Annotated in this window: 29 protein-coding genes; 24 read left to right on the top strand and 5 right to left on the bottom strand. The window is 68.2% G+C overall.

Features of this window, described 5'->3' with window-relative positions; translation table 11 throughout:
• Positions 1-223: 223 nt before the first annotated feature.
• The 4 genes from rpsL to tuf all read left to right on the top strand — a co-directional run bounded on the left by rpsL (position 224) and on the right by tuf (position 4,584).
• Positions 224-595 carry a 30S ribosomal protein S12 gene (rpsL, locus tag AC07C1_RS12265; RefSeq protein WP_003948652.1) on the top strand — a complete coding sequence of 124 codons (372 nt, stop codon included), beginning with the start codon at positions 224-226 and terminating at the stop codon, positions 593-595.
• A gap of 2 nt (positions 596-597) precedes the next feature.
• Positions 598-1,068 carry a 30S ribosomal protein S7 gene (gene rpsG, locus AC07C1_RS12270; protein WP_003992340.1) on the top strand — a complete coding sequence of 157 codons (471 nt, stop codon included), beginning with the start codon at positions 598-600 and terminating at the stop codon, positions 1,066-1,068.
• A 39-nt stretch (positions 1,069-1,107) separates the two neighbouring features.
• A complete protein-coding gene (gene fusA / locus AC07C1_RS12275; RefSeq protein ID WP_478938625.1) occupies positions 1,108-3,234 on the top strand; it encodes an elongation factor G in 2,127 nt (708 codons plus the stop codon).
• A gap of 156 nt (positions 3,235-3,390) precedes the next feature.
• Positions 3,391-4,584 (top strand): elongation factor Tu, encoded by a 1,194-nt coding sequence (tuf, locus tag AC07C1_RS12280; RefSeq protein ID WP_362155137.1) that lies wholly within the window; start codon positions 3,391-3,393, stop codon positions 4,582-4,584.
• 77 nt (positions 4,585-4,661) lie between these two features.
• Here tuf and AC07C1_RS12285 read toward each other — a convergent pair whose 3' ends face one another.
• The 5 genes from AC07C1_RS12285 to AC07C1_RS12305 all read right to left on the bottom strand — a co-directional run bounded on the left by AC07C1_RS12285 (position 4,662) and on the right by AC07C1_RS12305 (position 11,533).
• A complete protein-coding gene (locus AC07C1_RS12285) occupies positions 4,662-6,797 on the bottom strand; it encodes a protein kinase domain-containing protein (RefSeq protein WP_478938626.1) in 2,136 nt (711 codons plus the stop codon).
• Between the two features lie 76 nt (positions 6,798-6,873).
• On the bottom strand, positions 6,874-9,063 hold the full coding sequence (locus tag AC07C1_RS12290) for a protein kinase domain-containing protein (RefSeq protein ID WP_478938627.1): 2,190 nt from the start codon (positions 9,061-9,063) through the stop codon (positions 6,874-6,876).
• Complete coding sequence (locus tag AC07C1_RS12295; protein ID WP_478938628.1) at positions 9,063-9,983, bottom strand: protein kinase family protein; 921 nt, start codon at positions 9,981-9,983, stop codon at positions 9,063-9,065. The genes AC07C1_RS12290 and AC07C1_RS12295 overlap by 1 nt, the downstream gene beginning before the upstream one ends.
• Positions 9,984-10,160: 177 nt before the next feature.
• Positions 10,161-10,505: a hypothetical protein gene (locus AC07C1_RS12300; protein WP_478938629.1), complete on the bottom strand. Its 345-nt coding sequence runs from the start codon at positions 10,503-10,505 to the stop codon at positions 10,161-10,163.
• Between the two features lie 47 nt (positions 10,506-10,552).
• Entirely contained in the window at positions 10,553-11,533 is a 981-nt protein-coding gene (locus AC07C1_RS12305) for a helix-turn-helix domain-containing protein (RefSeq protein ID WP_478938630.1), read from the bottom strand.
• Positions 11,534-11,995: 462 nt separating this feature from the next.
• Between AC07C1_RS12305 and AC07C1_RS12310 the strand changes: the two genes are divergently transcribed.
• The 20 genes from AC07C1_RS12310 to rplF all read left to right on the top strand — a co-directional run bounded on the left by AC07C1_RS12310 (position 11,996) and on the right by rplF (position 24,316).
• Positions 11,996-12,385, top strand: coding sequence for a hypothetical protein (locus AC07C1_RS12310; RefSeq protein ID WP_478938631.1), 390 nt, complete (start codon positions 11,996-11,998; stop codon positions 12,383-12,385).
• A gap of 46 nt (positions 12,386-12,431) precedes the next feature.
• Positions 12,432-14,660 carry a hypothetical protein gene (locus AC07C1_RS12315; RefSeq protein WP_478938632.1) on the top strand — a complete coding sequence of 743 codons (2,229 nt, stop codon included), beginning with the start codon at positions 12,432-12,434 and terminating at the stop codon, positions 14,658-14,660.
• A 38-nt stretch (positions 14,661-14,698) separates the two neighbouring features.
• Complete coding sequence (locus AC07C1_RS12320) at positions 14,699-15,790, top strand: hypothetical protein (protein ID WP_478938633.1); 1,092 nt, start codon at positions 14,699-14,701, stop codon at positions 15,788-15,790.
• Between the two features lie 442 nt (positions 15,791-16,232).
• Positions 16,233-16,541, top strand: a complete 309-nt coding sequence (rpsJ, locus tag AC07C1_RS12325; protein ID WP_003948644.1) for a 30S ribosomal protein S10 — start codon at positions 16,233-16,235, stop codon at positions 16,539-16,541.
• A gap of 17 nt (positions 16,542-16,558) precedes the next feature.
• The gene (rplC, locus tag AC07C1_RS12330; RefSeq protein WP_020135811.1) at positions 16,559-17,203 is read left to right on the top strand and encodes a 50S ribosomal protein L3; all 645 of its coding nucleotides are present in this window, start codon (positions 16,559-16,561) and stop codon (positions 17,201-17,203) included.
• An 8-nt stretch (positions 17,204-17,211) separates the two neighbouring features.
• A complete protein-coding gene (gene rplD / locus AC07C1_RS12335; protein ID WP_478938634.1) occupies positions 17,212-17,868 on the top strand; it encodes a 50S ribosomal protein L4 in 657 nt (218 codons plus the stop codon).
• On the top strand, positions 17,868-18,287 hold the full coding sequence (gene rplW / locus AC07C1_RS12340) for a 50S ribosomal protein L23 (protein ID WP_478938635.1): 420 nt from the start codon (positions 17,868-17,870) through the stop codon (positions 18,285-18,287). Before rplD ends, rplW begins: the two co-directional genes overlap by 1 nt.
• A 38-nt stretch (positions 18,288-18,325) precedes the next feature.
• Complete coding sequence (gene rplB, locus AC07C1_RS12345; protein ID WP_031167077.1) at positions 18,326-19,162, top strand: 50S ribosomal protein L2; 837 nt, start codon at positions 18,326-18,328, stop codon at positions 19,160-19,162.
• Between the two features lie 12 nt (positions 19,163-19,174).
• Complete coding sequence (rpsS, locus tag AC07C1_RS12350; RefSeq protein ID WP_003948639.1) at positions 19,175-19,456, top strand: 30S ribosomal protein S19; 282 nt, start codon at positions 19,175-19,177, stop codon at positions 19,454-19,456.
• Positions 19,457-19,499: 43 nt separating this feature from the next.
• A complete protein-coding gene (gene rplV / locus AC07C1_RS12355; RefSeq protein WP_019329637.1) occupies positions 19,500-19,847 on the top strand; it encodes a 50S ribosomal protein L22 in 348 nt (115 codons plus the stop codon).
• On the top strand, positions 19,847-20,668 hold the full coding sequence (gene rpsC, locus AC07C1_RS12360) for a 30S ribosomal protein S3 (protein ID WP_003998826.1): 822 nt from the start codon (positions 19,847-19,849) through the stop codon (positions 20,666-20,668). The genes rplV and rpsC overlap by 1 nt, the downstream gene beginning before the upstream one ends.
• A 5-nt stretch (positions 20,669-20,673) precedes the next feature.
• Positions 20,674-21,093: a 50S ribosomal protein L16 gene (gene rplP, locus AC07C1_RS12365; protein ID WP_009190136.1), complete on the top strand. Its 420-nt coding sequence runs from the start codon at positions 20,674-20,676 to the stop codon at positions 21,091-21,093.
• A complete protein-coding gene (rpmC, locus tag AC07C1_RS12370) occupies positions 21,093-21,317 on the top strand; it encodes a 50S ribosomal protein L29 (RefSeq protein ID WP_010036720.1) in 225 nt (74 codons plus the stop codon). The genes rplP and rpmC overlap by 1 nt, the downstream gene beginning before the upstream one ends.
• The gene (rpsQ, locus tag AC07C1_RS12375; RefSeq protein ID WP_003992363.1) at positions 21,317-21,604 is read left to right on the top strand and encodes a 30S ribosomal protein S17; all 288 of its coding nucleotides are present in this window, start codon (positions 21,317-21,319) and stop codon (positions 21,602-21,604) included. The genes rpmC and rpsQ overlap by 1 nt, the downstream gene beginning before the upstream one ends.
• A 97-nt stretch (positions 21,605-21,701) precedes the next feature.
• Positions 21,702-22,070 carry a 50S ribosomal protein L14 gene (gene rplN / locus AC07C1_RS12380; RefSeq protein WP_003998823.1) on the top strand — a complete coding sequence of 123 codons (369 nt, stop codon included), beginning with the start codon at positions 21,702-21,704 and terminating at the stop codon, positions 22,068-22,070.
• A 2-nt stretch (positions 22,071-22,072) separates the two neighbouring features.
• Positions 22,073-22,396, top strand: coding sequence for a 50S ribosomal protein L24 (rplX, locus tag AC07C1_RS12385; RefSeq protein ID WP_030930498.1), 324 nt, complete (start codon positions 22,073-22,075; stop codon positions 22,394-22,396).
• Complete coding sequence (rplE, locus tag AC07C1_RS12390; RefSeq protein WP_016434630.1) at positions 22,396-22,953, top strand: 50S ribosomal protein L5; 558 nt, start codon at positions 22,396-22,398, stop codon at positions 22,951-22,953. Before rplX ends, rplE begins: the two co-directional genes overlap by 1 nt.
• A 5-nt stretch (positions 22,954-22,958) precedes the next feature.
• Positions 22,959-23,144 (top strand): type Z 30S ribosomal protein S14, encoded by a 186-nt coding sequence (locus tag AC07C1_RS12395; RefSeq protein WP_003948630.1) that lies wholly within the window; start codon positions 22,959-22,961, stop codon positions 23,142-23,144.
• A gap of 209 nt (positions 23,145-23,353) precedes the next feature.
• Positions 23,354-23,752, top strand: coding sequence for a 30S ribosomal protein S8 (gene rpsH, locus AC07C1_RS12400; RefSeq protein ID WP_007384075.1), 399 nt, complete (start codon positions 23,354-23,356; stop codon positions 23,750-23,752).
• A gap of 24 nt (positions 23,753-23,776) precedes the next feature.
• Positions 23,777-24,316 (top strand): 50S ribosomal protein L6, encoded by a 540-nt coding sequence (gene rplF / locus AC07C1_RS12405; protein WP_201816815.1) that lies wholly within the window; start codon positions 23,777-23,779, stop codon positions 24,314-24,316.

The raw sequence follows: 24,316 nt of genomic DNA on the forward strand, positions 1-24,316 counted from the left end.
TGACCACAGCGAATGAGGTAGGTACGCTCAGACCTTGTGCCTGGGGTGTGCCCTGGCTCTTGTGCGTGCCTTCGAACCGTACAGCGAGCCGCAAGCGGCCACCGTGATCTGCGCCCCTCTCCGCCTCGCGGCGAAGGTCCGCAGGATTCGACACACCCGACCGCGTGGGTCGGCGACGTTCCAGGTTAGCTTCACCATTCGGCACACAGAAACCGGAGAAGTAGTGCCTACGATCCAGCAGCTGGTCCGTAAGGGCCGGCAGGACAAGGTCGAGAAGAACAAGACGCCCGCACTCGAGGGTTCCCCTCAGCGTCGTGGCGTCTGCACGCGTGTGTTCACGACCACCCCGAAGAAGCCGAACTCGGCCCTGCGTAAGGTCGCGCGTGTGCGTCTGACCAGCGGGATCGAGGTCACCGCTTACATTCCGGGTGAGGGACACAACCTGCAGGAGCACTCCATCGTGCTCGTGCGCGGCGGCCGTGTGAAGGACCTGCCGGGTGTTCGCTACAAGATCATCCGCGGCTCGCTCGACACCCAGGGTGTCAAGAACCGCAAGCAGGCCCGCAGCCGCTACGGCGCCAAGAAGGAGAAGTAAGAATGCCTCGTAAGGGCCCCGCCCCGAAGCGCCCGGTCATCATCGACCCGGTCTACGGTTCTCCTCTTGTCACGTCGCTGATCAACAAGGTGCTGCTGAACGGCAAGCGTTCCACCGCCGAGCGCATCGTCTACGGCGCCATGGAGGGTCTGCGTGAGAAGACGGGCAACGACCCGATCATCACGCTGAAGCGCGCGCTGGAGAACATCAAGCCGACCCTCGAGGTCAAGTCCCGCCGTGTCGGTGGCGCCACCTACCAGGTGCCGATCGAGGTCAAGCCCGGTCGCGCCAACACCCTCGCGCTGCGCTGGCTCGTCGGTTACTCCCGCGCCCGTCGCGAGAAGACCATGACCGAGCGTCTGCTCAACGAGCTTCTCGACGCTTCGAACGGCCTCGGTGCGGCCGTGAAGAAGCGCGAGGACACGCACAAGATGGCCGAGTCCAACAAGGCCTTCGCGCACTACCGCTGGTAGTCGCTACCCACATCGAGACCGAGAGAAGACTGAAGCCTTATGGCTACCACTTCACTTGACCTGGCCAAGGTCCGCAACATCGGGATCATGGCCCACATCGACGCGGGCAAGACGACCACCACCGAGCGGATCCTGTTCTACACCGGTGTGTCCTACAAGATCGGTGAGGTCCACGACGGCGCTGCCACCATGGACTGGATGGAGCAGGAGCAGGAGCGTGGCATCACGATCACCTCTGCTGCCACCACCTGTCACTGGCCGCTGAACGACGTCGACCACACCATCAACATCATCGACACCCCGGGCCACGTCGACTTCACCGTCGAGGTGGAGCGCTCCCTGCGCGTGCTCGACGGTGCCGTGACGGTGTTCGACGGCGTCGCCGGCGTTGAGCCGCAGTCCGAGACGGTGTGGCGTCAGGCGGACCGCTACGGCGTCCCGCGTATCTGCTTCGTCAACAAGCTCGACCGGACCGGTGCCGAGTTCCACCGCTGCGTCGACATGATCAGCGACCGCCTGGGTGCGCAGCCGATCGTCATGCAGCTCCCGATCGGCGCCGAGGCCGACTTCAAGGGCGTCGTCGACCTCGTGACGATGAAGGCCTTTGTCTGGTCCGCCGAGGCCACCAAGGGCGAGATGTACGACGTCGTCGACATCCCGGCCACGCACACCGAGGCTGCCGAGGAGTACCGCGGCAAGCTGATCGAGGCCGTGGCCGAGAACGACGAAGAGATCATGGAGCTGTACCTGGAGGGCGAGGAGCCTTCCGAGGAGCAGCTGTACGCCGCGATCCGTCGTATCACCATCGCGTCCGGCAAGGGCACCGGCACCACCGTGACCCCGGTGTTCTGCGGTACCGCGTTCAAGAACAAGGGCGTCCAGCCCCTGCTCGACGCGGTCGTGCGCTACCTGCCTTCCCCGGTCGACATCGAGGCCATCGAGGGCCACGACGTCAAGGACCCGGAGACGGTCGTCAAGCGCAAGCCGTCCGACGACGAGCCGCTGTCCGCGCTGGCGTTCAAGATCATGAGCGACCCGCACCTCGGCAAGCTCACCTTCGTCCGGGTCTACTCGGGCCGCCTGGAGTCCGGCACCTCGGTGCTGAACTCCGTCAAGGGCAAGAAGGAGCGCATCGGCAAGATCTACCGCATGCACGCGAACAAGCGTGAGGAGATCGACTCGGTGGGCGCCGGCGACATCGTCGCCGTCATGGGCCTGAAGCAGACCACCACCGGTGAGACGCTGTCCGACGACAAGAACCCGGTCATCCTGGAGTCCATGGACTTCCCGGCGCCGGTCATCCAGGTCGCCATCGAGCCCAAGTCGAAGGGTGACCAGGAGAAGCTGGGCGTCGCGATCCAGCGCCTGGCCGAGGAGGACCCGTCCTTCCAGGTCCACTCGGACGAGGAGACCGGCCAGACCATCATCGGTGGTATGGGCGAGCTGCACCTCGAGGTGCTGGTCGACCGTATGCGCCGTGAGTTCAAGGTCGAGGCCAACGTCGGCAAGCCGCAGGTGGCCTACCGCGAGACGATCCGCAAGGCCGTCGAGCGCGTCGACTACACCCACAAGAAGCAGACCGGTGGTACCGGTCAGTTCGCGAAGGTGCAGATCGGCATCGAGCCGCTCGAGGGTGGCGACACCTCGTACGAGTTCGTGAACAAGGTGACCGGTGGCCGTATCCCGAAGGAGTACATCCCTTCGGTCGACGCCGGTGCGCAGGAGGCCATGCAGTTCGGCATCCTCGCCGGTTACGAGATGACCGGTGTCCGTGTGATCCTGCACGACGGTGCCTACCACGAGGTCGACTCCTCGGAGCTCGCCTTCAAGATCGCCGGTTCGCAGGCCTTCAAGGAGGCCGCGCGCAAGGCCAGCCCCGTGCTGCTCGAGCCGATGATGGCCGTCGAGGTCACCACGCCCGAGGACTACATGGGTGAGGTCATCGGCGACATCAACTCCCGCCGTGGTCAGATCCAGGCCATGGAGGAGCGGGCCGGTGCCCGCGTCGTGAAGGGCCTCGTGCCCCTGTCGGAGATGTTCGGCTACGTCGGCGACCTCCGTAGCAAGACGTCGGGTCGCGCAAGCTACTCGATGCAGTTCGACTCCTACGCCGAGGTTCCGCGGAACGTCGCCGAGGAGATCATCGCGAAGGCCAAGGGCGAGTAACGCACCGCGTTAACACGCCGTAGGCTTGACTCCGGAGCCTCCAGGGGCAAACGTCCGCAATCGTGAGCGTTCGCCCCGGGTTCCGGGCCTTTACAGCAAAGATCACCTGGCGCCGATGAAGTAAGGCGTACAGAACCACTCCACAGGAGGACCCCAGTGGCGAAGGCGAAGTTCGAGCGGACTAAGCCGCACGTCAACATCGGCACCATCGGTCACATCGACCACGGTAAGACGACCCTCACGGCCGCCATTACCAAGGTGCTGCACGACGCGTACCCGGACCTGAACGAGGCCACCCCGTTCGACAACATCGACAAGGCGCCCGAGGAGCGCCAGCGCGGTATCACCATCTCCATCGCGCACGTCGAGTACCAGACCGAGGCGCGTCACTACGCCCACGTCGACTGCCCTGGTCACGCGGACTACATCAAGAACATGATCACCGGTGCCGCGCAGATGGACGGCGCGATCCTGGTGGTCGCCGCCACCGACGGCCCGATGCCGCAGACCAAGGAGCACGTGCTCCTGGCCCGCCAGGTCGGCGTTCCGTACATCGTCGTCGCCCTCAACAAGGCCGACATGGTGGACGACGAGGAGATCCTGGAGCTCGTCGAGCTCGAGGTCCGTGAGCTCCTCACCGAGTACGAGTTCCCGGGCGACGACCTCCCGGTCGTCAAGGTCTCCGCGCTCAAGGCCCTCGAGGGCGAGCAGGAGTGGGTGGACTCCGTCCTCAACCTGATGAAGGCTGTCGACGAGTCGATCCCGCAGCCGGAGCGCGACGTCGACAAGCCGTTCCTCATGCCGATCGAGGACGTCTTCACGATCACCGGTCGCGGTACGGTCGTCACCGGCCGTATCGAGCGTGGTGTCCTGAAGGTCAACGAGACCGTCGACATCATCGGCATCAAGACCGAGAAGACCACCACCACGGTCACCGGCATCGAGATGTTCCGCAAGCTGCTCGACGAGGGCCAGGCCGGTGAGAACGTCGGTCTGCTCCTCCGTGGCATCAAGCGCGAGGACGTCGAGCGCGGCCAGGTCATCATCAAGCCGGGCTCGGTCACCCCGCACACCGAGTTCGAGGCGCAGGCCTACATCCTGTCCAAGGACGAGGGTGGCCGCCACACGCCGTTCTTCAACAACTACCGCCCGCAGTTCTACTTCCGTACGACGGACGTGACCGGCGTGGTGACCCTCCCCGAGGGCACCGAGATGGTCATGCCGGGTGACAACACCGAGATGACGGTGGCGCTCATCCAGCCCGTCGCCATGGAGGAGGGCCTGAAGTTCGCCATCCGCGAGGGTGGCCGCACCGTGGGCGCCGGCCAGGTCACCAAGATCGTCAAGTAAGTTCGCTTGCTTGAGGGTCACTGACTGACCTCAGGGGAGGCCCGTACGACTTCGGTCGTACGGGCCTCTTCGTCGTTTCAGAAGACCGGTAGTGCCGTGAGGGAGTCACCGTCCACGACGAACACGCGGTTGGCGTCGGCTGTCATCCAGTATCTGCCGGGGTTCTTGATGACGCGGAAACTCCACGTGGTCCTGTTCAGCGGGGAGCCGGGGTCGTTGCTGCCCCCGTCCGGCCCGTCGGCCACATTCAGGACGTTGACTGCGCCTTCCGTCGCAGTGACGGCGATCGACCAGAAGCCGTGTCCCTGAACCACCAGGGGGCTGTACGGGGCGCACATCTGCTGGAGGTCGTAGGGCCAGCCGCTCTGTTTGCCGTCCTTGATGTCGAAGCGGAGCGGCGCTCCGAGTGCGGCCGCGAAGACGTAGGGGCCGTGAAGCGTGGAGGGGCCCCAGAAGACCTTCGTGCCGTCCGTCCGTCTCAGGTCCGGGCGCCACAACCGCTTGCCGTCGGTGATGCCACGGGCCGTGAAGTACGGGCTGCCGCTCACGAACAGGGTCCCGCCCGACGCGGCGATCCCCGGCCTGTCGTCGGCCTGGTGGTGCAGCGCCCACAGCGTGCGGCCGGTGCGCGTGTCGACGGCGAGGACGTCCCCCGCCTTCGTGGCGACGGCCAGGATGCCCTGGGCCACGACGCCTCGCGCCGCGCCCGTCGTGCCGAGGCCGGAGCGGGGCTTCGTGGTCCAGCGGATCCTGGCGTCGGAGCGGCTCACGCTGCGCAGCCGGCCGTCGCCCGTAACGACGTACACCGCCTCGGCGTCGGCAGCGAGGACGTAGGAGGCTTCCGCGGGCGCCGCCCACTTGGGTGCGCCGGTGGACGCGACGAAGGTCCGCAGCGTGCCATGACCGTCGACGGCGGCGATCAGTCGGTCGGAGAGTGAGACGAAACGGCGTATCGCCATCGCTTCGGGGGCGGACCAGCGCGGTTTCCCGTCGACGACGCCGTGTGCCGTGACGCCACCCTTGGCGTCTCCGACGATCAGGACGTCGCGTACGGGCAACGGTGCGGGGGTGTCGGAACCGAGGGCGGACGGCCGGCTCCAGAGCGGGGCGGGAGTCTGCCCGAGGACGTAGTCCCCCTTCTCCGCCGACAGCAGGTGTGCCTTCGGGGTCGCGACGGCGGCTGGGATGTCGAAGGGACCGCTGCGGTTCCCGCGCCAGAACCACCAGGTGGCCGTGGCCCCGCCGGCGACGGCGACCGGGCCGCCGACCGCGAGAGCTGTCAGCACGCGGCGCCGGGAGACTCCGGCCTGGGCGACGTCCGTGCCCGGCAGCGTGGTCAGCTCGTGCAGGGCGCGTTCACGGCGCCGCACGTCCTCGGCCAGCGGGCCGGAGCGCCACACCCGGTCGGCGCCGCGTGGCGGGGCGAAGGCCTGCGCGATGGCGTCGGGAGCGGGCCGGTACGCGGGATCCTTGGCCAGACAAGGGCCGATGAGCTGCTGGAGGGCGGACGGGACCCGGTCCATGCGCGGCGTGCCGTGGACGACCTCGTACTGGACGGCGGCGACGTGCGAGCCGCCGTACGCGCGTTGCCCGCTCGCCGCGTACACCAGCAGGGCGCCGAGGGAGAAGACGTCGGCCGCCGGGCCCACGTGCTGCCCGAGAGCCTGCTCCGGGGCCCCGTAGCCCGGGGAGACCGGAACCTGTCCGGTGGTGGTGAGCGTCAGTCCGTGCTCGGGACGGGCGATGCCGAAGTCGATGACGCGCGGCCCCGCCGAGGTGAGCACCACGTTGGCGGGTTTCAGGTCGCGGTGCACCAGGCCGGCGGCGTGGATGTCCCGCAGCGCGAGCGCGAGCGCCGCCGCGAGCGCCCGGACCCCGTTCTCGTCGAGAGGGCCGTACGCGCCGATCGCCTCCTCGAGGTTCGGGCCGCTGAGGAACTCGGTCGCGATCCATGGGCGTCCGCCCTCGGTCTGTGCGCCCAGAACCCTCGCCACGACCGGGCTGCTGACCGCCTGCGCCATCTGGGCCTCGCGCACGAAGCGCCGACCGAGCTGCGGGTCGTCCGCCAGATGGCGGTGCAGCACCTTCACCGCGGCCGTACACCCGTCCCGGTCCTGGCCGACGTAGACCTTGCCCATGCCGCCCTCGCCGAGCACGCCGAGGATGCGATAGGGCCCGAGGCGGAGCGGGTCTCCGGTGTCCAGTGGCTTCATGTCGGTGCTGCTCTCCGTGGTCGTGCCGAGCCGGTCGTCCGGTGTTGTGCCGGCGGCCTTGTCCTGGTCTTCGCTCTCAGAGGAGCGGATAGCCGGCGGCGTAGCTCTCGCCCAGGGCGATCAGGCGCCGGGAGGCGGGGTGGGCGAAGTAGCGGGCTGCCCCGGCGGCCTTGACGGGACGGGTCGTGACGCCGTCGGTCAGAGCGACGGCCGCCAGGTGTGACGACGCCCTGCGGTACACGTAGGCGACGCCGACCACCGGCGGTGCGGTGAGGTCCGCCGTACCGGCGCCGCCGCTCTTCTCCGTCCACCGAGGTGCGCCGTCGCCGGCGTCGACCGCGACGATCCCGCGGCCCGACTCCACCGCGTAGACCACCCCGTCCTTGACGGCGGGTGGGCTGTACGCGGCTCCGGCGGTCCCCTTGCCGTAGCGCCAGGCGACCTTGCCGTCGTTCAGGCCGAGCGCGAGCAGCCCGCCCGCCGACGGGTACACATGCCGGTCGTCGACGGCCAGGTGGGCCCGGCTGAAGGAGGGCTGCTCGCTGTCGAGCGGGCGGCTCCACAGCAGCCGCCCGGTGCCTGTGTCCCTCACGACGAGCTGGGTCGCACCGTCCGCCGACTGCTGGACGAGGACGAGGCGCTCGCCCGTCACCTCGGCCGACAGGAAGTGGAACCGTTCGTTGCCGTCGGGGCGCGCCGGAAGCGGGACGTCCCACAGCTTCTTGCGGGCCTTCAGGTCGAAGGCGAGCAGATGCCAGGCCTGGGCCTTGCGGAAGGAGCTGTTCCCGGTCGGTTGCGGGCCCCGGCCGCCGACCGCGTAGAGCGCGGTGCCGGTGGCGCAGAGCAGCTGGGTTCCGTAGAGGTCCCCGTTGAGGTCCTTGAGCTGGATGAGTGGGTGACCGACCGAACCGTCGGCCGGATCGACCCGGCACACGGCCAGGGGCGCGGCGGCGTCGGCGGCGTAGTCGAGCGTGTGGATCAGCCTGCCGTCCGTGCCCATACGACGCCGGAACCAGACGGCGGAATCCGGCCAGAGCGTCTTTCCCGTCCGTGGGTCCAGGCCCTGGAGTCCGTACTCCCCGACGATGGCGAGCCGGTCCAGCAGGAGCGGCGCCGGGAGAACCCCGGGATCGGTGTAGTCGACCGACACCTGCCAGAGCAGGTCCCACTCGGGCTTCCGCCCCGGGGAGCCGCTGGGCTCGGGCCGCACGGGCGTGCCGCCGTCGTTGCCGAGCCAGGCCCAGGCGCCCGCGCCGGCAGTCGCGACGCCGAGGGCCGTACCGCCGCCGAGTGTCAGCAGACGGCGGCGGGACAACCGCGTCCGGGTGGCGTCGGGTGTGGGGTTGCCGAGGTCGTGCCCGGCCGGGGGCGGCAGCCGGTGCGGCTCGGCCCGCCAGACGCCGGCGGCCCGCCGGGCGATGTCAGCGAGAACCGGCTCCGGCAGACAGTCCGCGAAGTCGCGCTGGTCGCCGCCCAGCCGGGAACGGAGCTGGTCGGTCGTGGGCCGTTGCCGCGGGTCCTTGGCGAAGCACGGGTGCAGTACGGGGACCAGGCCGGCCGGAACGCCGGTCAGGTCCGGCTCCGCGTACCGCACCCGGTACAGCAGATCCGCCGCCTGCCCCCTACCGAACGGCCCCCTGCCCGTCGCGGCGTGGACCAGTACCCCGGCCAGGGCGAACACGTCACCGGCCGGCGTGTGCTCCTCGCCCGCCGCCTGCTCGGGAGACATGAAGGCAGGCGTGCCCGCCGCGGCCCCCGCCCGAGTGAGACGGTCGTCGCCGAGCGCCCGGGCGATCCCGAAGTCGATGACCTTGGGACCGTCCGCTGTCACCATGACGTTGGACGGCTTCAAGTCCCGGTGGACGACGTCCGAGTCGTGCAGCTGGGCCAGTGCGGCGCACAGACGGGCGCCGACGGCCCGGACCGCTCGTTCCGGCAGCGGCCCGCCCAACCGGACGGCGTCGTCCAGGGGCGGCCCGATCAGGTACTCCGTGGCCAGCCAGGGCGTCTCGTGCACGATGTCGGCATCGAGGACCCGGGCGCCGTGCTCACCGCCGATGACCCGGGCCGCGTCCGTCTCCAGCCGGAACCGGGTCCGGAGCACGGGATCCGCGGCAGTGCGGGCGTGCATCGTCTTGAGGGCGACGACGCGCCCGGTGTCCGAGCGGGCGAGGTAGACCGTGCCCATGCCGCCGCTGCCGAGGCGGGCGATCAGGTGATACCCGCCGAGCCGCTCGGGATCGTCGTGGCTGAGAGGGGAGAACATCAGAGCCGCCGCGCCTCCTGGGTATGAGCGGGCGGTTGAGCCACCAGGACCTCCGCCGACTGACGGGCCAGCGCGGCGATGATCCGGGCCGGGAGGGGGAACGGGGGGTGGCCGTCGAGAACCGTGGGGACCGGCGCCGGTGAGGGCCAGGGCGCCTGGGGCAGGGGGTGTGCCGCCAAGCCGGCCGCGAGGTCGGCCGCCGACGGCCGCCGGGCCGCGTCACGGGCCAGGCAGGCCGTGACCGGCTCACGCAGCGACACCGGGAGCTCCTCCCGCTCTGGGACGGTGTAGCCGGTGCTCGCGTACGACAGCACGGCGCCCAGCGCGTACACGTCGCCGAGCGGGCGGGGACGACCGCCCTGAGCCTGCTCCGGTGCCAGACATCCGGGATCGAGTCCGGGCCTCCCCAGCCGCTGCTCGCCGTCCGGAGCCACGGCGCGCACCGCACCGAAGCACGTCAGCAGCGGTCCGTCCACACCGAGCAGCACGGCGGCGGGGGAGAGGCCTGCATGGGTCAGGCCTCGCGCATGGGCCGTGGCAAGTGTGCCGGCGAGGGCCGTACCCAGCGCACGTACGACCGCCTCCGGCAGCGGTCCGCCGTGCGCGGCAAGAGCGGCGGTCAGTGGCAGTACGGGGGTGTACGGCGCCGCGTGCCAGGCCGTACCGGCAGCCTGGGCCACCTCCGCCACGGGCGCCAAGCCGGGTATCGACAGTCGTCGGGCGGCCTCGGCCTCGGCGGCCCAGCGGGCGGGATCGGTCTCGGGGCGCGGAACATGGACGAGGACCGTGCGCCGGCCGTCCGGGCTGCGGGCGATGTACCGGCGATCAGGCGTCCGATGCCGCTCGGTCTCCTCGTCGACCCCGGCCAGAACCGCGTACGGCCCGATCCTTGGCGGGTCGTCGTGGCGCAGCTGCATCATGCGCGCGTTCCCCCCCGGTTGCCGGCACAGGTAAGGGATCTTACCGGGAGGCGACCGGGCCGCTCCGAGCGCCGTTCTTTGTCTGCGGGTGCGTTCAGTGAGCCACCTCGGCGAGGATGCCGGATGGGAGGTGACGGGCGGCTTCCTCCGCTGCGAAGGCGTACTCCCAGGTCCAGCTCAAGCGCGTACTGCCTTCATCGCCTCGTCCAGGACGGCGCTCAGCTCCCGCAGGGCTGCCCGGGCGACGGCCGGGTCCTCGGTGTCCCAGGTCGTTCCTGGCACGGGCATGGCGGGCGGCCAGGTCGGGGCGGCGGGCGATCTCGGTGTCCCGGCCCAGGCCAGGACCCAGCTCCGCACCGGGCCGAGCGACTGCACTTCACGGCCCTGGCGAACCTCGTCCTTCGTCCGCTGCATCTCCGGCAGGCGCCCGGGATCGACGACGGCGAGGGCGGCCCGCACAGCGTCCGGGCCCCGTTCGGGGCGGGGCACCAGCTCGTGTCCGTGGTGGGCCTGCGTTCTCATGGGACGGCGGGGGACGGGAGCGTGGACATGCTGTGCGGTCTTCCTGGTCAGTGGGAGGGGGAGTGGCCGGAGCCGGGCCGACAGCCTGCTGGGCTCGCGGCCGCCGCGCGACAGTCCTGGCAGAGACCTCCGGGCTCGGGTCCACGGAAGCCGCGGTCGCAGCCTTCGCAATTCCGCAGGGGGTGCCGCACGGGTGGTGGGGCGGCCGGGGCCCGGAACGGGGGTGGGGGTGGGAGCTGGGCTGTGAGGCGGTGGGCCAGGAGGGCCGCCGGGCGGCGTACGCCCTCGGGTGGAAGGTCGGTGGTCAGGGCGCGGCGTACGGCGGTCGGGGGTACGTCGCGCAGCAGCCAGGTGGCGACGCCGGGGGCCAGGTGGGCGGTGTCGCAGGCCGAGAGGAGCAGGCGGGGGTCCTCACGGTGCAGGGTGGCGAGGAGGTCGGTGGCCTGCTGGAGGAGGGCGGGGGAGGGGCACGCCGGCTGGGGGACCGGGGGAAGCGGGTGCTGCTTCTTGCGGGGTTCGCGGGGGTTGCCGGTCCTTGCCGGGGACTCGTCGGGGACCGCCGCCTGGTTGTCGGGGGCGGTGGCCCGGACGGGAGCGGGCGGGTGGCGGCGTAAGGCCACCTGCGGCTGGTTGCAGCTGACCGTGCGGGTGACGATGCGGCCGGTGGGGGTGCGTTCGCGTACGCGGCGCAGGTAGCCGTGGGCCTCCAGCTCGCGCAGTCCGGCGGCGATGCGGGTGCGGCCCTCGGGGAAGCGGTCGGCGAGGGTCTTGATGTCCACGGGGGCGTTGGCCGGCAGGGACTGGATGTGCACGGCCAGCGCGATGGCGACCAGGGACAACTCGGCGTGCTGGGCGAGATGGTTGCCGATCACCGTGAAGCGGGTGGTGTGCCGGGTGTTGTCGTGGGTGACGCCGTAGGCGCGGGGGCCGGGGCGAGTGCGTGTGCGTGGATTCGCCCGGGAGGGGGGTTCGTTGGCGGCAACGGCTGACTGGGCGTGTGGGAGCACGCTAGGGTTCTGGGTACCCATCGGGAAGCCCTATTTCCTCGGTGGTCAGGCCCTCGATCGGGATCGCTAGTCCCGGCCGGGGGCCGATGCATGTTTGCGGTCGTTTGCGCTGAGAGTAGGGGAGTTGGGGTCCCTTAAATCCAGCCGAGCCGGTGATGTTCACCCGCCCGAGTGAGGGGAGCACGGGCGGGAGGGGTGGGGCTTGGTGGGGGTTCTTTCCCCCCGAGTTCTTTCAGTGGTTACCGCCTTCGGCACCGGGAACCGTGGGTGCGGGATCCGGCGGTGAGCAGCGCAGTCGGCCCATACCGGCCGACGTCGTCACGTACGCCTCACGGAACACCTGGGCCGCCGTAAAGGAAACACCAAAGCCGCAGCTCAATTACCCGGTGATGTCAGGCGGTTGCTAGCGTGACGCGAGCACGCCAGAGCGGTAGACGGGGGTCGGTAATCGTGACAGGTAGTGGCGGCGAACACGCCGTGGCAATGAGGCTGAACCAATTGCCGGACGGCCCAGGCGGTGGCGGGCCTGACCTCGCGCACTCCACAGCCGAGAAGAAGGCCGCAGCGGACACCCTCCACAAGGACATCGAGCCGCAGACCAAAACGGCGGGGCAGTGGGCGGACGATGAGACGAACGCCGTGGTGAAGGCGTTCGACGCGAAGGACGGGCATGGCTGGCTCACGTCCAGTGCCGTGAGCAAAGCGCACAAGACCTGGGGCGAACAACTGCAGAACTTCCTGAACCGGCTGTCGGGGGACGAATCAGCCCTTCGGAACAACAACACCGTGCTGGGGGGTACGGACGTCGGAGTGGGCGGTACAGCGCGCAAGGTGTCAGTGCTCGACACATACTCACCGCCACCGGGTTACTGACAGACAGCAGAGCCCTCTCGCACGCCACCAGAGCCAACGGGGACCCATGCCGACCTACCACGAGATTCTGACGACCGACCTGTCCACCCTCACCACGGCCGCCGAACGCTGGGACGGCATGGCGAAGGAGCTCCACAAGCAGGAGACCGCGTACCGGCGGGACGTGCACGGCATCACCCTGCGCCCGACGTTCGCGGGTGAGAGCCGGCAAGCCGCCAACGCGCGATTCGGGGTCAGACTCACGGAGTTCCAGAGTGCGCAGACCGAGGCCAAGGCGATCGCCTCGCTCCTCCGCGATGCGCACACCCAGTTCGTGGACCTGCGCAAGAAGCTGGAGTCGGCGCGGGACGACGCCGTGGACAAGGGGATGAAAGTGTCGGACCAGGGCGTGGTCTCGTACGACACCGGGAAGCTCAGCCAGGGGGACCGGCAGGCGCTGGCCCACGATCCCGACTACCAGGAGAGCGTCCGCACGTCCGTCGCTTCCTGGCAGGCTCGTATCGACCAGTGCGTGAAGGACGTGAACGACGCCGACAAGGGCGTCGAGATCGCCTTCCAGGCCGTGGTGATCGACTCCGACACGAACGACGGCACGATCGGCGGCTTCAACGCCAAGGCGCAGGGCGACATCGAGAAGTACGAAGCGGACGAGGCCAAGGACATCGCCACGCGCGTCGACGCCGGCAAGGCCAGTGCGAGCGACTACAAGGAACTGCAGCGGCTCTTCCACGACAACTCCGGCGACACGGCGTTCAGCCAGACCCTGCTGGACGAACTGGGAGCCAAGGGGACGCTGCGGCTCTCCAACAGCCTCGACAGTCTCGCCCACTACGACGACCAGAAGCACGGCAGCCAGTACCTGGACATCCAGAAGGGCCTGGCCACCACGCTGGCGACCGCCACACGGGATCCGCACTCGGACTTCTACAAGGACTTCCGCGCGGACATGCGGAAGGCCGGAACCGAGCAGTTCAAGGTCGACGGCCTCAGCCCCATCCCGGACGAAAAGGTCCGCGGCTACCAGAGCCTCGTCACGCTGATGCAGCAGGGGCACGGCTACTCCGGCCAGTTCCTGGAGGACACCGCGGACGACATCCGGCACACGGAGGAGTCGTACACGGCCAAGGGCAACACCGAGTCCATCTGGAAGCTGCGGGACGAGTTCAGCGGCAAGGACCGCGGCTGGTTCGCCAACGACCCGCTCGACGGGGTGCTCGGCATCATGTCCCAGGACCCCAGGACCAGCACCGAGTACCTGGACCCGGCCCACAACGACAACCTGCAGTACCTGCTCCACGGGCGGGACTGGGACACCGTCGTGGACCACTTCGCGACCCCGCCCGGCGGCACGACGACCGGCATGCCCGTCATGGCGGAGGACGGTGACGTCCGCAAGGGCTTCGGCGCGGTCCTGGAGGCCGCCACGACCGGAGAGGCGCCGGGCGGCTATCACGCGATCGGCCGGCACACCGAGCCGCAGGCACGCATCCTGCAGCACACCATCGACGAGCTGAACTCGGCGGACCAGGCACAGAAGCTGCCGAAGAACTTCTCGCTTCCGCTGGCGCACATTCTGACGTCGTACACACCGGACACTCATGAGATCAACGCGCAGTCGGACTCCCGCTTCGAGATCGCTCCGGGCACCACGGGGTCGGTCTGGAGCGACAAGGACGGAGCGCACATCACCGTCGCGCGCGACTACCTCACCAAGGTGATGCGGGGGATCGCCGACGATCCAACGGCCTTCGGGCATGTCTACGGAGCGGAGCAGCGCCATGCTCACGACCTGCTGGCCGCGCTTCCGCAGGACGCCGACAAGACCGTGATCGGCAATCGCATCACCGACTGCTCGCGGGCCATGGGCGCGTACGACGGAGTCCGTGCCGACATCATCTTCGATGAACGGTTCAACAAGACTCAGTGGGCCGCCGACTTCAACCACGGCATCAGCAGCTCGCTCAGCACCGCACTGATGTTCAATCCGGTGTCCGACCTCAGCCCTGTCGGAGACGTGGCCTCGAGGACCGTCGACCTGTGGACGTACGAGTCCAACAAGGAGCACACCGCCGAAGCGAACCTCAAGGCCACGGACGACAACGTCAAGCTCTACGCGGCCGGACAGCATGACGTGGAGAACATGGTCAGGATGTGGGGGCACAGCCGCGGCCATGACATCAACAGCGACTGGACGAAGCAGTGGGTCCACACCGGTCAGGGGGACTACAACTACGGCCGCGACCGGGCGCTCGACGTCCTGCGGGCCGACCGCTGACGACGGGGCGCGACACCGCCTGCAACAGGAAGAGCACGATGAAGATCTTTGCAAGCCGCAGGCGGCGCCTGGCCGGCTGGTCCGTGGGCGGGATCCTGCTCGCGCTGTACATCGTTGCCCAGGTGCTCTACAGCACCGGCGTCTACGCCTCCTGGCGGGATCAGCGGTCCCTGGACTCCGCATGCGACGGCACCCTGGACCAGGACGGGCTCGGTGACGCCCTGAACTCCTCGCACGTGCGCGGCAGGGCCGGTGACGACTCGGACTACCTGGCCGCCTGCCTGCTCAACAGGCCGGACACAAGCCGGCACGGCGGCGCACTCCAGATCAGGCTCCGCTGGAGCGATCAGTCGGCCACATCCGACGCCCTCGCGCCGTTCGGCCGGAACGCCAACGGGGTCCAGGGCCAGGCGGCACCGCTCGGCAACGGCTGGCCGGGCTTCGTCCGCTACGACGGGACCGCGGAGGTCGTGGTCGCGCTCGACTGCCAGAACAACAAGAACAGGGCTCTGGTGGCCTACGGCGACCTCGTTCAGTGGCCGGAGGACGCCAAGGCGAGGGGACCCGTCCTCACCGGGGTGGGCCGAGTGACGACGGAAACGGCGCAGAAGGCCGCGGCGAAGTACGGGTGCCGGACGCAGGGGGGGAGGCAGCTCACGCATGTCTCGCTGCCGTCCCCGAGCGGGAGCGTGACCCCGGAACGACTGACGCAGGCCCAGGGCTCCTGTGCCGCGCTCCGAGGGCTCACCGGCCAGGCGTCCGACGCCGGCACGCCCAAGTCCGTCGAGTACCCCGTGGACGCACAGACGCCGCAGGTCAACTGCTACCTCTTCACCCAGGCCGGCAAGCCGGGCTACGGGCTCTACGCGTACTACGGCGCCCTCGCCAAGGACTTCCAGGCGGTCGGATTCTCCGACCGCGGCGACGACTACGCCCTGGCCACGGCCAAGTGCCCGCAGTCGGCCCAGGAAGCGGTGTTCGTGCTCTATCACCTCTACGACCGGGACACCGACACTTACCCGGTCCCGCACTACTCCGCGTCGTTCGCCCGGTCCGCCCTGCAGGCCTTCGCCGATCATGAGGCGAAGCAGCGGGGCTGCACCGACGTGCGGATGGTGTCCCCGTCGTGAGGCCGCGGTCGCCCGCCGGGTGCGGCGGTTTGACCTACGTCACCTTCGGGGTAATCTCTTCCGCTCGATTGGCCAGGCAGCTGCCCCATATGGCAGACTGTCCGAGTTGCTCGGTCGAGTGTTGATGCTGCGCGCCTCCCGCCGGGAGGACCGGAAGCGAGTCCCACAGTACTCGTCGTCCTAACTGCCTGATGGCAGCACTGGGGCGGACGTACGGGAATCTTCCGGGAAGTGCTAGCGCGGCACCGGCCAGGCACCCGGTGGGCCTTCGCCCTCGGCTTGCGGTTCCGGAAGGGCCGTGCGCATTCCCCGCAGGGATGTTCGGACAAGGGACATCCGTGTCAGCGGGAGAGCGACACGCCCGACCGCGTGGGTCGGAGAAGAAGGAAACGGGAACCACCGGGTTCCAGAGCGTTAGAAGAGACAGGACTACTGAGTAGCCATGGCGGGACAGAAGATCCGCATCCGGCTCAAGGCCTACGACCACGAGGTCATCGACTCCTCGGCGAAGAAGATCGTCGAGACGGTGACCCGCACTGGTGCGTCGGTCGCGGGCCCGGTGCCGCTGCCCACTGAGAAGAACGTGTACTGCGTCATCAAGTCGCCGCACAAGTACAAGGACTCGCGCGAGCACTTCGAGATGCGCACGCACAAGCGCCTGATCGACATCCTCGACCCGACCCCCAAGACCGTTGACTCTCTGATGCGACTCGACCTCCCGGCCGGTGTCGACATCGAGATCAAGCTCTGAGGCCGGTGATCTGAAAGATGGCTAAGCAGATCAAGGGCATCCTGGGCGAGAAGCTCGGCATGACGCAGGTGTGGGACGAGAACAACCGTGTTGTTCCGGTCACCGTCGTCAAGGCCGGCCCCAATGTCGTCACCCAGGTCCGCACGAACGATGTCGACGGCTACGAGTCCGTCCAGATCGCGTTCGGCGAGATCGACCCGCGCAAGGTGAACAAGCCCCTCAAGGGCCACTTCGCCAAGGCCGACGTCACTCCCCGCCGCCACCTCGTCGAGATCCGTACCGCTGACGCCAGCGAGTACACCCTCGGCCAGGAGATCACCGCCGAGGTGTTCGAGGCCGGCATCAAGGTCGACGTGACCGGCAAGAGCAAGGGCAAGGGCTTCGCCGGTGTCATGAAGCGTCACAACTTCAAGGGCCTCGGCGCCGGACACGGCACCCAGCGCAAGCACCGCTCGCCCGGTTCCATCGGTGGCTGCGCCACCCCGGGCCGCGTGTTCAAGGGCCTCCGCATGGCGGGTCGCATGGGCAACGAGCGGGTCACCACCCAGAACCTGACCGTCCACGCCGTTGACGCGGAGAAGGGTCTGCTGCTCATCAAGGGCGCGGTTCCCGGTCCGAACGGCGGCCTCGTCCTGGTCCGCACCGCGGCCAAGGGGGCCTGAGGTAACCGATGAGCACTGTTGACATCCTTTCGCCGGCGGGCGACAAGGCCGGTTCCGTCGAGCTCCCCGCGGAGATCTTCGACGTGGAAAAGATCAGCATCCCGCTGATCCACCAGGTCGTCGTCGCGCAGCTGGCCGCTGCCCGCCAGGGCACCCACAAGACCAAGACGCGTGGCGAGGTCCGCGGCGGTGGCAAGAAGCCGTACCGCCAGAAGGGCACCGGTCGCGCCCGTCAGGGTTCGACCCGCGCGCCGCAGTTCGCCGGTGGTGGCGTCGTGCACGGTCCCGTGCCGCGTGACTACTCGCAGCGCACCCCGAAGAAGATGAAGGCCGCGGCCCTGCGCCACGCCCTCACCGACCGGGCGCGTCACAACCGCATCCACGTCGTCTCCGGCGTGGTCGAGGGCGGCAACCCGTCCACGAAGGCCGCGAAGAGCCTGTTCGGCAAGATCAGCGAGCGCAAGAACCTGCTCCTGGTCGTCGACCGCTCCGACGAGGCCGCGTGGCTGTCCGCCCGCAACCTGCCCCAGGTCCACATCCTGGAGCCGGGCCAGCTGAACACGTACGACGTTCTCGTCTCGGACGACGTGGTCTTCACCCAGGCCGCTTTCGAGTCCTTCGTGTCCGGCCCGAAGGCCACTGACACCGAAGGGAGCGACGCCTGATGGCTACGCGTCACCCGAGCATCGCCTCGAAGGCCGCCAAGGCCGCCAAGGCCGCGCGCGTCGCCAAGGCGAAGCGCCACGCCACCGAGGGCAAGAACACCGTCGAGACCCCGCTGAGCAAGTCCTTCACGGACCCCCGTGACGTGCTGCTCAAGCCGGTCGTCTCGGAGAAGAGCTACGCGCTCCTCGACGAGAACAAGTACACGTTCGTCGTCGCCCCGGGCGCCAACAAGACCCAGATCAAGCAGGCCGTCCAGGCGGTCTTCTCGGTCAAGGTCACCGGGGTCAACACGATCAACCGCCAGGGCAAGCGCAAGCGCACGAAGACCGGCTTCGGTCAGCGTGCCGGCAGCAAGCGGGCGATCGTGACCCTCGCCGAGGGCGACCGTATCGACATCTTCGGCGGTCCGACCGCGTAAGCGGGTCGGATCGTCCGATATCGGACGAGGACTGAGAAATGGGAATCCGCAAGTACAAGCCGACTACGCCGGGCCGTCGTGGCGCCAGCGTCGCCGACTTCGTCGAGGTCACGCGGTCCACGCCGGAGAAGTCGCTGGTCCGCCCCCTGCACAGCAAGGGCGGCCGTAACAACGCCGGTCGTGTGACCGTTCGCCACCAGGGTGGCGGACACAAGCGCGCCTACCGCGTGATCGACTTCCGTCGTCACGACAAGGACGGCGTGCCGGCGAAGGTCGCGCACATCGAGTACGACCCCAACCGCACCGCGCGCATCGCGCTGCTGCACTACGCCGACGGCGAGAAGCGCTACATCCTCGCCCCGCGCAACCTGCAGCAGGGTGACCGCGTCGAGAACGGTCCCGGGGCCGACATCAAGCCGGGCAACAACCTGGCCCTCCGCAACATCCCGGTCGGTACCACGATCCACGCGATCGAGCTCCGTCCCGGTGGCGGTGCCAAGTTCGCCCGCTCCGCCGGTGCCTCCGTGCAGCTGCTCGCGAAGGAGGGCTCGATGGCCCACCTCCGCATGCCGTCCGGTGAGATCCGCCTGGTCGACGTCCGCTGCCGCGCCACCATCGGCGAGGTCGGCAACGCCGAGCAGAGCAACATCAACTGGGGCAAGGCCGGCCGTAAGCGGTGGCTGGGCGTTCGCCCGACCGTCCGTGGTGTGGTCATGAACCCGGTTGACCACCCGCACGGTGGTGGTGAGGGCCGGACCTCCGGTGGTCGCCACCCTGTGTCCCCGTGGGGCAAGAAGGAAGGCCGTACTCGTTCGCCCAAGAAGGCGTCGAACAAGTACATCGTCCGCCGCCGCAAGACGAACAAGAAGCGCTAAGGACGGGTTGAGATGCCTCGTAGCTTGAAGAAGGGACCCTTCGTCGACGACCACCTGATCAAGAAGGTGGATGTCCAGAACGAAGCCGGTACCAAGAACGTCATCAAGACCTGGTCCCGTCGCTCGATGATCGTCCCGGCCATGCTCGGTCACACGATCGCGGTGCACAACGGCAAGACCCACATCCCGGTGTTCGTCACCGAGTCGATGGTCGGCCACAAGCTCGGCGAGTTCTCGCCGACCCGCACCTTCCGGGGCCACGTCAAGGACGACCGGAAGTCGAAGCGCCGCTAGTAGCGGATCGCATTCAGACACGTAAGAAACTGAAGGGACAACCATGGAAGCCAGGGCCCAGGCGCGGTACATCCGCGTCACGCCCATGAAGGCCCGCCGCGTGGTGGACCTCATCCGTGGCATGGACGCCACGGAGGCCCAGGCCGTCCTGCGATTCGCTCCGCAGGCCGCCTCCGTGCCGGTCGGCAAGGTGCTCGACAGCGCCATCGCCAACGCCGCGCACAACTACGACCACACCGACGCCGACAGCCTCTACATCTCCGAGGCCTACGTCGACGAGGGCCCGACCCTGAAGCGGTTCCGGCCGCGTGCCCAGGGCCGTGCCTACCGGATCCGCAAGCGGACCAGCCACATCACCGTGGTCGTCAGCAGCAAGGAAGGAACCCGGTAATGGGCCAGAAGGTTAACCCGCATGGGTTCCGGCTCGGTGTCACCACGGACTTCAAGTCCCGGTGGTACGCCGACAAGCTGTACAAGGACTACGTCAAGGAAGACGTCGCCATCCGTCGGATGATGACGTCCGGCATGGAGCGCGCCGGCATCTCGAAGGTGGAGATCGAGCGCACCCGTGACCGTGTGCGTGTGGACATCCACACCGCTCGTCCGGGCATCGTCATCGGCCGCCGTGGCGCCGAGGCCGACCGCATCCGCGGTGACCTCGAGAAGCTCACGGGCAAGCAGGTCCAGCTGAACATCCTCGAGGTCAAGAACCCCGAGACCGACGCTCAGCTGGTTGCCCAGGCCGTCGCCGAGCAGCTCTCCTCCCGCGTCTCCTTCCGCCGTGCCATGCGCAAGAGCATGCAGTCGGCGATGAAGGCCGGCGCCAAGGGCATCAAGATCCAGTGCGGTGGCCGCCTCGGCGGCGCCGAGATGTCCCGCTCGGAGTTCTACCGCGAGGGCCGTGTGCCCCTGCACACGCTCCGTGCGAACGTGGACTACGGCTTCTTCGAGGCCAAGACGACCTTCGGCCGCATCGGTGTGAAGGTCTGGATCTACAAGGGCGACGTGAAGAACATCGCCGAGGTCCGCGCCGAGAACGCTGCGGCCCGTGCGGGTAACCGCCCGGCCCGTGGCGGTGCCGACCGCCCGGCCCGTGGTGGCCGTGGTGGCGAGCGGCGCGGTCGCAAGCCGCAGCAGGCTGCCGGCGCCGAGGCCCCCAAGGCCGAGGCTCCCGCGTCCGCTCCGGCTGAGAGCACCGGAACGGAGGCCTGACCGAAATGCTGATCCCCCGTAGGGTCAAGCACCGCAAGCAGCACCACCCGAAGCGCAACGGTATGTCCAAGGGTGGGACGCAGGTTGCGTTCGGCGAGTACGGCATCCAGGCGCTGACCCCGGCCTACGTCACGAACCGCCAGATCGAGGCGGCCCGTATCGCGATGACCCGCCACATCAAGCGTGGCGGCAAGGTCTGGATCAACATCTACCCGGACCGTCCCCTCACCAAGAAGCCTGCCGAGACCCGCATGGGTTCCGGTAAGGGTTCGCCGGAGTGGTGGATCGCGAACGTCAAGCCCGGACGTGTGATGTTCGAGCTGTCGTACCCCAACGAGAAGATCGCCCGTGAGGCGCTGACTCGTGCGGCCCACAAGCTGCCGATGAAGTGCCGGATCGTCAAGCGCGAGGCAGGTGAAGCGTGATGTCGGCCGGTACCAAGGCGTCCGAGCTGCGCGAGCTGGGCAACGAGGAGCTTCTGAACAAGCTCCGCGAGGCCAAGGAAGAGCTGTTCAACCTCCGCTTCCAGGCGGCGACGGGTCAGCTCGAGAACCACGGTCGGCTGAAGGCCGTCCGTAAGGACATCGCGCGGATCTACACCCTGATGCGTGAGCGCGAGCTGGGCATCGAGACGGTGGAGAGCGCCTGATGAGTGAGAGCAACGTGACTGAGCAGACTGCAGAGGCCCGCGGCTTCCGCAAGACCCGTGAGGGTCTCGTCGTCAGCGACAAGATGGACAAGACCGTCGTCGTCGCCGTCGAGGACCGCGTCAAGCACGCGCTGTACGGCAAGGTCATCCGTCGTACGAACAAGCTCAAGGCCCACGACGAGCAGAACGCCGCAGGCGTCGGCGACCGCGTCCTCCTCATGGAGACGCGTCCGCTGTCCGCGACGAAGCGCTGGCGCGTCGTCGAGATCCTCGAGAAGGCCAAGTAATTTCCTGCGGGGCAAATCCCGCAGGTCAGTTCCGCCAGGCTCCGGGGGCCGCTGAGAAGCGGCCCCCGGGGAACCGGCAGACGATCAGGAGATAGACGTGATCCAGCAGGAGTCGCGACTGCGTGTCGCCGACAACACTGGTGCGAAGGAAATCCTTTGCATCCGTGTGCTCGGTGGCTCCGGTCGCCGCTACGCGGGCATCGGTGACGTCATCGTCGCCACCGTCAAGGACGCGATCCCCGGTGGCAACGTGAAGAAGGGTGACGTCGTCAAGGCGGTCATCGTTCGCACCGTCAAGGAGCGCCGCCGTCCGGACGGCTCGTACATCCGCTTCGACGAGAACGCCGCCGTCATTCTGAAGAACGACGGCGACCCTCGCGGCACCCGCATCTTCGGCCCGGTCGGGCGTGAGCTGCGCGAGAAGAAGTTCATGAAGATCATCTCGCTGGCTCCGGAGGTGCTGTAAGCATGAAGATCAAGAAGGGCGACCTGGTCCAGGTCATCACCGGTAAGGACAAGGGCAAGCAGGGCAAGGTCATTGCCGCTTACCCGCGCGAGGAGCGTGTCCTGGTCGAGGGTGTCAACCGGGTCAAGAAGCACACCAAGGCCGGCCCGACCGCCAGCGGTTCCCAGGCCGGCGGCATCGTGACCACCGAGGCCCCGATCCACGTGTCCAACGTTCAGCTGGTCGTGGAGAAGGACGGCAACAAGGTCGTCACGCGCGTCGGTTACCGCTTCGACGACGAGGGCAACAAGATCCGCGTTGCCAAGCGGACGGGTGAGGACATCTGATGGCTACCACCACGACTCCGCGTCTGAAGCAGAAGTACCGCGAGGAGATCGCGGGCAAGCTGCGTGACGAGTTCAAGTACGAGAACGTCATGCAGATTCCCGGCCTCGTCAAGATCGTGGTCAACATGGGTGTGGGCGACGCCGCCCGCGACTCCAAGCTGATCGAGGGCGCCATCCGCGACCTCACCACGATCACCGGTCAGAAGCCGGCCGTCACCAAGGCCCGCAAGTCCATCGCGCAGTTCAAGCTGCGCGAGGGTCAGCCGATCGGTGCCCACGTCACGCTCCGTGGCGACCGCATGTGGGAGTTCCTGGACCGCACCCTGTCGCTCGCGCTGCCGCGCATCCGCGACTTCCGCGGCCTGTCCCCCAAGCAGTTCGACGGCCGTGGCAACTACACCTTCGGTCTCACGGAGCAGGTCATGTTCCACGAGATCGACCAGGACAAGATCGACCGTGTCCGGGGTATGGACATCACCGTGGTCACCACGGCGACCAACGACGCTGAGGGCCGCGCGCTCCTTCGTCACCTCGGCTTCCCCTTCAAGGAGGCGTGAGCGAGATGGCGAAGAAGGCTCTCATCGCGAAGGCTGCTCGCAAGCCCAAGTTCGGCGTGCGTGGTTACACGCGCTGCCAGCGCTGCGGCCGTCCCCACTCCGTGTACCGCAAGTTCGGCCTGTGCCGCGTGTGCCTTCGTGAGATGGCTCACCGTGGCGAGCTGCCGGGCGTGACCAAGAGCTCCTGGTAATCCCTGCTTTAGGGATTCCTGAAGCTCTCGGTAAGCATCTGGGTCGGCAGGGGCCCACCTCCGCATGCCTTAGGCTTGTGGGGTTGGGCGTCTGCCGCCCGTACGACTTACTACGCCGTAGGTCCACCGCGCCGCACCCGTCCCGTCTCGGATCGGGGAGAGGGATGGCGCACCAGGAAACCCCGGCGAGAGAGGCCGAAGGCCAATTCATGACCATGACTGATCCGATCGCAGACATGCTTACGCGTCTGCGGAACGCGAACTCGGCATACCACGACTCCGTGACGATGCCGGCATCGAAGATCAAGTCGCACATCGCGGAGATCCTCCAGCAGGAGGGCTTCATCACGGGCTGGAAGGTCGAGGACGCCGAGGTCGGCAAGAACCTCGTCCTGGAGCTGAAGTTCGGCCCCAACCGTGAGCGCTCCATCGCGGGGATCAAGCGGATCTCCAAGCCCGGTCTCCGGGTGTACGCGAAGTCCACCAACCTGCCCAAGGTGCTGGGTGGCCTCGGCGTGGCGATCATCTCCACGTCGCACGGGCTCCTGACCGACAAGCAGGCCGGCAAGAAGGGCGTGGGTGGGGAAGTCCTCGCCTACGTCTGGTAGCAGAAGGGAACGGAGGAAACAGCTATGTCGCGCATCGGCAAGCTCCCCATCGCGGTTCCCGCCGGCGTGGACGTCACCATCGACGGCCGTACGGTCAAGGTCAAGGGCCCCAAGGGCGAGCTGACCCACACCGTCGTGGCACCGATCGAGATCGTCAAGGGTGAGGACGGCGTCCTGAACGTCACCCGCCCCAACGACGAGCGTCAGAACAAGGCCCTGCACGGCCTGTCCCGCACGCTGGTGGCGAACATGATCACCGGCGTGACCCAGGGTTACGTGAAGAAGCTCGAGATCAGTGGTGTCGGTTACCGCGTGACCGCCAAGGGTGCGAACCTCGAGTTCGCGCTCGGCTACAGCCACCCGATCGTGGTCGAGGCCCCCGAGGGCATCACCTTCAAGGTCGAGGCGCCCACGCGTTTCTCGGTCGAGGGCATCGACAAGCAGAAGGTCGGCGAGGTTGCGGCCAACATCCGCAAGCTGCGCAAGCCTGACCCGTACAAGGCCAAGGGCGTCAAGTACGAGGGCGAAGTCATCCGCCGCAAGGTCGGAAAGGCGGGTAAGTAA

This window comes from Streptomyces sp. NPDC045022, from assembly GCF_056432605.1.

Bases quoted from the DNA above. Each gene is read 5' to 3' on its own strand.
- rpsG (WP_003992340.1), top strand. From the start codon at position 598: ATGCCTCGTAAGGGCCCCGCCCCGAAGCGCCCGGTCATCATCGACCCG.
- fusA (WP_478938625.1), top strand. From the start codon at position 1,108: ATGGCTACCACTTCACTTGACCTGGCCAAGGTCCGCAACATCGGGATC.
- AC07C1_RS12285 (WP_478938626.1), bottom strand. From the start codon at position 6,797: ATGAAGCCACTGGACACCGGAGACCCGCTCCGCCTCGGGCCCTATCGC.
- AC07C1_RS12290 (WP_478938627.1), bottom strand. From the start codon at position 9,063: ATGTTCTCCCCTCTCAGCCACGACGATCCCGAGCGGCTCGGCGGGTAT.
- AC07C1_RS12295 (WP_478938628.1), bottom strand. From the start codon at position 9,983: ATGATGCAGCTGCGCCACGACGACCCGCCAAGGATCGGGCCGTACGCG.
- AC07C1_RS12300 (WP_478938629.1), bottom strand. From the start codon at position 10,505: ATGAGAACGCAGGCCCACCACGGACACGAGCTGGTGCCCCGCCCCGAA.
- AC07C1_RS12305 (WP_478938630.1), bottom strand. From the start codon at position 11,533: ATGGGTACCCAGAACCCTAGCGTGCTCCCACACGCCCAGTCAGCCGTT.
- AC07C1_RS12310 (WP_478938631.1), top strand. From the start codon at position 11,996: ATGAGGCTGAACCAATTGCCGGACGGCCCAGGCGGTGGCGGGCCTGAC.
- AC07C1_RS12315 (WP_478938632.1), top strand. From the start codon at position 12,432: ATGCCGACCTACCACGAGATTCTGACGACCGACCTGTCCACCCTCACC.
- AC07C1_RS12320 (WP_478938633.1), top strand. From the start codon at position 14,699: ATGAAGATCTTTGCAAGCCGCAGGCGGCGCCTGGCCGGCTGGTCCGTG.
- rpsJ (WP_003948644.1), top strand. From the start codon at position 16,233: ATGGCGGGACAGAAGATCCGCATCCGGCTCAAGGCCTACGACCACGAG.
- rplC (WP_020135811.1), top strand. From the start codon at position 16,559: ATGGCTAAGCAGATCAAGGGCATCCTGGGCGAGAAGCTCGGCATGACG.
- rplD (WP_478938634.1), top strand. From the start codon at position 17,212: ATGAGCACTGTTGACATCCTTTCGCCGGCGGGCGACAAGGCCGGTTCC.
- rplW (WP_478938635.1), top strand. From the start codon at position 17,868: ATGGCTACGCGTCACCCGAGCATCGCCTCGAAGGCCGCCAAGGCCGCC.
- rplB (WP_031167077.1), top strand. From the start codon at position 18,326: ATGGGAATCCGCAAGTACAAGCCGACTACGCCGGGCCGTCGTGGCGCC.
- rpsS (WP_003948639.1), top strand. From the start codon at position 19,175: ATGCCTCGTAGCTTGAAGAAGGGACCCTTCGTCGACGACCACCTGATC.
- rplV (WP_019329637.1), top strand. From the start codon at position 19,500: ATGGAAGCCAGGGCCCAGGCGCGGTACATCCGCGTCACGCCCATGAAG.
- rpsC (WP_003998826.1), top strand. From the start codon at position 19,847: ATGGGCCAGAAGGTTAACCCGCATGGGTTCCGGCTCGGTGTCACCACG.
- rplP (WP_009190136.1), top strand. From the start codon at position 20,674: ATGCTGATCCCCCGTAGGGTCAAGCACCGCAAGCAGCACCACCCGAAG.
- rpmC (WP_010036720.1), top strand. From the start codon at position 21,093: ATGTCGGCCGGTACCAAGGCGTCCGAGCTGCGCGAGCTGGGCAACGAG.
- rpsQ (WP_003992363.1), top strand. From the start codon at position 21,317: ATGAGTGAGAGCAACGTGACTGAGCAGACTGCAGAGGCCCGCGGCTTC.
- rplX (WP_030930498.1), top strand. From the start codon at position 22,073: ATGAAGATCAAGAAGGGCGACCTGGTCCAGGTCATCACCGGTAAGGAC.
- rplE (WP_016434630.1), top strand. From the start codon at position 22,396: ATGGCTACCACCACGACTCCGCGTCTGAAGCAGAAGTACCGCGAGGAG.
- AC07C1_RS12395 (WP_003948630.1), top strand. From the start codon at position 22,959: ATGGCGAAGAAGGCTCTCATCGCGAAGGCTGCTCGCAAGCCCAAGTTC.
- rpsH (WP_007384075.1), top strand. From the start codon at position 23,354: ATGACCATGACTGATCCGATCGCAGACATGCTTACGCGTCTGCGGAAC.
- rplF (WP_201816815.1), top strand. From the start codon at position 23,777: ATGTCGCGCATCGGCAAGCTCCCCATCGCGGTTCCCGCCGGCGTGGAC.